The sequence below is a fragment of the Alistipes sp. CAG:268 genome, from assembly GCA_000434235.1.
GTDB lineage: Bacteria > Bacteroidota > Bacteroidia > Bacteroidales > Rikenellaceae > Alistipes > Alistipes avistercoris.
Window position 1 is genome coordinate 74570 of the sequence record FR892008.1, and the last position, 5922, is coordinate 80491.

Annotated in this window: 5 protein-coding genes; 2 read left to right on the forward strand and 3 right to left on the reverse strand. The window is 64.0% G+C overall.

Translation table 11 applies throughout. The annotated features are described in order from the left end of the window. From QZL63_RS08355 to QZL63_RS08365, 3 genes are all read right to left on the reverse strand, one after another. On the reverse strand, positions 1-1139 hold a 1139-nt coding region (locus QZL63_RS08355; RefSeq protein WP_290586544.1), incomplete at its 3' end, for a carboxypeptidase regulatory-like domain-containing protein. Positions 1140-1324: 185 nt separating this feature from the next. After that, positions 1325-3043 (reverse strand): hypothetical protein, encoded by a 1719-nt coding sequence (locus QZL63_RS08360; RefSeq protein WP_022308868.1) that lies wholly within the window; start codon positions 3041-3043, stop codon positions 1325-1327. Positions 3044-3057: 14 nt separating this feature from the next. Next, the gene (locus QZL63_RS08365) at positions 3058-3642 is read right to left on the reverse strand and encodes a DUF2284 domain-containing protein (RefSeq protein WP_022308869.1); all 585 of its coding nucleotides are present in this window, start codon (positions 3640-3642) and stop codon (positions 3058-3060) included. 130 nt (positions 3643-3772) lie between these two features. Here QZL63_RS08365 and QZL63_RS08370 point away from each other — a divergent pair, with 130 nt between their 5' ends. Both QZL63_RS08370 and QZL63_RS08375 read left to right on the forward strand, forming a co-directional pair. Next, positions 3773-5305 carry a carbon-nitrogen hydrolase family protein gene (locus QZL63_RS08370; protein ID WP_022308870.1) on the forward strand — a complete coding sequence of 511 codons (1533 nt, stop codon included), beginning with the start codon at positions 3773-3775 and terminating at the stop codon, positions 5303-5305. A gap of 420 nt (positions 5306-5725) precedes the next feature. Continuing rightward, the coding region (locus tag QZL63_RS08375; RefSeq protein ID WP_290586547.1) for a Rho termination factor N-terminal domain-containing protein at positions 5726-5922 on the forward strand (197 nt) is incomplete at its 3' end.

Consider the following 5922-nt stretch of genomic DNA (forward strand, 5'->3'; position numbering starts at 1 on the left):
AGGCCGAGGTCGAGGCCGAATGCCGAGGTGTAGCGCAGCGCGAGGTTGTGCAGCGACCGGTCGCTCGATTTTTGCGAGAGCGAGCTGACGTAGCTTCCCGTCGAACGGGAGAGTCCGTCGGTGTTCGGCGAGAACGAGGCGGTGTAGGCGGCGCTCACCCGGCCCCGCTGCTTCGGGGCATACTCGGCAGCGGCGCGGAGCTGGTGGCTCCACCCCTCGGCGGTCATCCATTCATCCTGCCGGATGTCGTATTGCCGTCCCTCGAAGGTGTGCAGCGAGCGCAGGTCGTAGCTCGTCAGCTCCTTGCTCCGGGCGGCCGAATAGGTGACATCGGCCGACCATTTGGGCGACGAGAGGACGAAGTTGCCGCCGGCATCGTAGGTGTCGTAATAGCGGTTCGTGTAGTTGGCATGGAGCTCACCCGAGAAGGCCGTCTCGTGGCTGCGGCGCAGCACGACGTTGATCGCGGCCCCGCGGACGTGGTACTGCGGCGGCGCGCTGAACATCACCTCGGCCTTCTCGACCCGATCGACGGGGGTCGAGCGCAGCAGCGTGGCCAGCTGCTCGGGGGTCATCGTCGAGGGGCGCCCGTTCAGGATCACCGTCACCGACGAGGCCCCGGCCAGCGTCAGCGCACCCTCCTGCTCCATGACGCCCGGCAGGCGGGTCAGGGCTTCGTAGGCGTTATTGACGGCCTGGCCCTCGGTCAGCCGGCCGAGGTCGTAGTCGAGCCGTCCCTGCTCGACCTTCACGACGGGGCGTTCGCCCTCGACCACCACGGCCGCGACCTTCGTCGAGGTCTCCGTGAGGCGGATGTCGCCCAGGTCCGTGCGGTCCGATTCGATGGTGCGGACCTCGTAGGCGATGTGCTGGAACTGCAGCCGGTAGGGCCGCACCGCCGAACGGATCTCGAAGCGCCCGTCGGCATCCGAAGCGACGGCGTCGAGGTAGACCGAGTCGCGGTTGAACAATACAACGGCGGCTCCCGCGACGGGCGCATCCGACGGATCAATGACCCGCCCGCGGATCACGGCATCGGAAGGCCTCTCCGTCGGGGCGGCAGTCTGGGCTTTTGCGGCGGCGAGGCTCAGGAAGATCGCCACCGGAATCAACAGAAGTTGCAGATGGTGTGATTTCATGTTTCGATGTGTTTCGAAGGGTCTCTTCGTTCCGCAAAATTACGTCGGAAAAGGCCTTGCCGGTGCAGACAGAATCTTGCTGCACGAAACGCAACTTACTGATTTACAACACAGGCATCCGGAAAAAATCTTGCTATCCCGGCTGCATGCCTTGCCGCCGGACCGCCCGCCCCGAAAGGCGGCCGTCAGGCGAAATAGCCGAGCAGCCGCTCGCGGTCCGCAGCCCCGGACTCGGCGATGCGCCGCTTGAGTTTCGACTTGAGCGTATAGACCCCGTTGAGCGACATGTCGAGCATGACACAGATCTCCTGCGGAGAAAAGCCGGCAATGACCAGCGCCGCGAAGTCGTAGTTGCGCGCCGTCCAGCCCGGGAGCTGTTCGCGGAGCCGCGTGACGGCCCGGTCGCTGTAGAGGTCGGCCATGTCCACGACGTCGGCCAGCACCGAGGGGCTCAGGGCCAGATCGCGCATCTTGGCCGTCAGGCGCTCACCCTCGCCGAAGGTGTAACAGGTTGCGGCGATGTCGCGCACAGCCGCCACGCGCCCCTCGAGCAGCCGCTTGACGGCCGCCTCTCGGGCATTCGAGGCATCGAGCCGCGACGTAAGGCTGTCGTGCGACTCGCGGTAGGAGTCGAGCAGCGCCAGCGACTCGCTCAACTGCCCGTCGCGGCGGCGCAACTTGCGGCGGTAGCCCACGACGGCCCACCCCGCCGCCATGACGACCAGCACGGCCGCCAGCACGGCGATCCAGGCCCGGTAGCGCAGCGACGCCTCGCGCAAGGCCACCTCGTTGGCCGTGCGGTAGCGTCGTTCGAGTTCGGCGACCTGCGCCCCGCGCTGCGCTTCGAAGAGTGAATCCTTCACCGAAACATACTGCTGCATGTAGTCATAGGCCCGGGCGTCGTCGCCCCGGTCGTGGTAGATTTCCGCTGCCAGGTTGAACAGTCCGACACTCCCCTGATGGAACGTATCCCGGCAGGCCAGCGACTCTTCGATATAGCAGCGGGCCGAATCGAGCTGGCCGTCGCGCTGGAAGATGATGGCCGAAGCCACGTCGTAGAACGACCGCCCGGTATCCTCCGAGACGGCCGAGCCGTATGAAAGCGGTGCACGGCGAATCACCTTGAGATCGATCCCTTTGCGGGCCTCCAGGAGCTGCTCCGGCGTCCAGTCGCCGAGGTAGGTGTGGAAGATGAGGTTCTGCAGGCGGATCTGCTGGGCGAAATAGCGGAACGGGATCGTATCTGCCACCTCGACCAGCGGCGCGAGCGTCTCGATGGCCTGCCGGTAATCGCCCGCGGCACAGTGGGCCGAAGCGAGCATGAAGCGGCTGTATCCCTCCTGCTCCGTATTGCCGTTGGCACGGGCCGCCTCGACCGCCTTCGCGAAGGGCTCCACGGCATCGTATCCCTGTTCGAAATAGAGCAGGCCCAACGTGTGGTAGACGGCCACGAGCAGCGTCTCGGTCCCCCGCCGCAGCGAATCGTCGGACGACCCGGCGGCCAGGGCCTTCTCAGCCAGAATCGCCGCCTGGGTGTAGCCCCGGATTCCCTCCTCCAGATTGCCTGTCTTGACGTGCGCCTGGGCGTAGGTGTACCACGCCGCGGCACGCTCGCCGTCCGAACCGTGGCGGTCGTAGTAGCGCATGCCACGGTCAAGGAACTTTTTGCCTGCCAGGGTATCGCCCGACGAGACTTCGGCAAGTCCCATGATCAGCGCCCAGCGGGCCCGATCGTCCCGGTTGAGCCGTTCGGGATCGATCCGCTGGAGGAGCCGACGTGCACTGTCGGGGTGCTCCGTGGCCAAAAATCCGTCCACCGAGAACTCCCGAGGAGTTCCGCGGCGTCCGCACCCCGCGGCCGTGAGTGCCGCAAAAACGAAAATCCAACCGATGATACGTCTCATTTCCATACCGCGTTTCACCCTTCCCATTCGACCGTCCGTTCGTTGTGGAAGAAGCCGCTGACGAGGATCAGGTACTCGGGCAGCAGGCCGTCGCCGCTCCACCGCAGGGGAATGCCCAGCAGCTCCCCGGTCGTGCGGCAGAGGTCGAAGCCGCACGCCTCGAGCGAAGGGCGCACCCACTCGGGATGGCGGCACGGCTTCCCGGCGATCCGCGCGCACTCCCCCGCAGGGCAATAGAGGCACGTGCCGGCATAGGCGAAGGCACGGCCGCCGTCCCGGCGCTCCATGTCGAGCAGCAGCCGCTCGTGGCGCACCCGTTCGGGGCGGATCAGCCGCCCGGCCTCGGAGAAGGGAAGCCCCTCGCGGGCCGGGGTGATCTTCGTGGCGACGATCAGGGCCGTCGCGTAGCCCGAGAGATACTCCTCCAGGCCGAAGCCGAAGGGCGGGCAGGCCCAGCTGCGCCCGTAGTTGGGGCAGGCGCGGCAATAGCCCGCAATGCGCTCCGCATCGCGGAAACGCGCGATGAAGTCGGCGGCCGGGAGCGATGCGGTGTAGTCCCGGGCCGTATAATCCAAGGCGGATGCTGTCGGATGATCCATGCTGCAAAAATACCAAATATATCCGATCCGGAAACCCTGCGGACCGTGAAAATCGCCTCCGACGGGACAATATGGCGGAGAAATGCGTATTTTTGCGCCGTTTCCCGACAACGACATAATCTCACGGCATATGGCAGACATGCACAAGATCAACCGGGTCGAGGTCCGCAACCTCCAGATGGAGGACTACGGGCAGCTGGCACAGTCCTTCACGCGCGTATATGCGGACAAGGACGTATTCTGGACCCGCGAGCAGATCCACAAACTGATCGACATCTTCCCCGAGGGGCAGATCGTCACGGTCGTCGGCGAGCGGATCGTGGGCTGCGCCCTCTCGATCATCGTCGATTACGACATGGTCAAGGGCGACCACACCTACGCAAAGGTCACCGGCAACGAGACCTTCTCGACTCACAACTCCAAGGGCAACATCCTCTACGGCATCGAGGTATTCATCCACCCCGACTACCGCGGCCTGCGCCTGGCCCGACGCATGTACGACTACCGCAAGGAGCTCTGCGAGAAGCTCAACCTCAAGGCGATCATGTTCGGCGGCCGCATCCCCAACTACCACAAGTACGCCGACCGGATGCGTCCCAAGGAGTACATCGACCGCGTCCGCTCGCGCGAGATCTACGACCCGGTGCTGACCTTCCAGCTCTCGAACGACTTCCACGTGCGGCGCGTCATGCCCAACTACCTGCCCAACGACGAGGAGTCGTGCCACTGCGCCACGCTCCTGCAGTGGGACAACATCTACTACCAGCCCCCGACACAGGAGTTCGTGGACAAGAAGACCACCGTCCGCGTGGGCCTCGTGCAGTGGCAGATGCGTACCTACAAGACCCTCGACGACGTCTTCGAGCAGGTCGAGTTCTTCGTCGATGCCGTCTCGGACTACAAGAGCGACTTCGTGCTCTTCCCCGAGTACTTCAACGCCCCGCTCATGGCCCGCTTCAACAACCTGGGCGAAGCACAGTCGATCCGCGGGCTGGCACAGTACACCGAGGAGATCCGCGACCGCTTCATCGAGCTGGCCATCAGCTACAACATCAACATCATCACCGGCAGCATGCCCTACATCAAGCCCGACGGAGGGCTCTACAACGTCGGCTTCCTCTGCCGCCGCGACGGCACCTACGACATGTACGAGAAGGTGCACGTCACGCCCGACGAGGTGAAAAGCTGGGGTCTGAGCGGCGGCCGCATGGTACAGACCTTCGACACGGACTGCGCCCGCATCGGCGTGCTGATCTGCTACGACGTCGAGTTCCCCGAGCTGTCGCGCATCATGGCCGACCAGGGCATGCAGATCCTCTTCGTGCCGTTCCTCACCGACACGCAGAACGGATACTCGCGCGTGAGGGTCTGCGCACAGGCCCGGGCCATCGAGAACGAGTGTTTCGTGGCCATTGCCGGCAGCGTCGGCAACCTTCCCCGCGTGCACAACATGGACATCCAGTATGCGCAGTCGGGTGTCTTCACGCCGTGCGACTTCGCCTTCCCGACGGACGGCAAGCGCGCCGAGGCGACCCCCAACACGGAGATGATCCTCATCTCGGACGTCGATCTGGACCTGCTCAACGAGCTGCACACCTACGGCAGCGTGCGCAACCTGCGCGACCGCCGGCACGACCTCTACGAACTGCGGCTCAAGAAGTAGGCGCCGCGGCGACGCCCCGCAGCGGCCGGCCGCATGCAAAAAACCCTTCCGGGATCCCGGAAGGGTTTTTCACACACAAACATTAACAATACAAACAATGCAATGGCGAAATACTGTCTTCATTGTTCTGGTGCAAAGGTCGCGCGAAAATGCGGACCGCGCAATCGCAAAAAATAGGTATTTCGCCCGCAGCCCGGAGGCAGAGTCCGCACAGGCCCCGCATCCGGCGGCAGGAAAAGCTCCCGAAAGGGGCAATCGGTGCGACCGGCCGGAGAATTCTCCGCAAGGTCGGAAATCGCTGGCCTGCAACTTTTTTATTTTGAAATTAGAAATAATGCACTATCTTTGCATGCGAATTCCGAAGAGCCGGGCGACCGTCCGGACCTGAAATCACAACACACAATACGAACTTCACAGAATATGCAAGACCTGAATGCGCTGAAAGGAAAGAGCCTGGCCGAATTGCGCGAAATCGCGAAGGTGCTCGGCATCGGCGACGTCATGCTCAAAAAGCGCGAACTGATGGAAAAGATCGCGGAAGCCGCCGCTGCGGAGGCCCCCGCATCCGATAATACCCCCGCACAGGAGCCCGTTTCGGCAGAGGCTGCCCCCGCAGC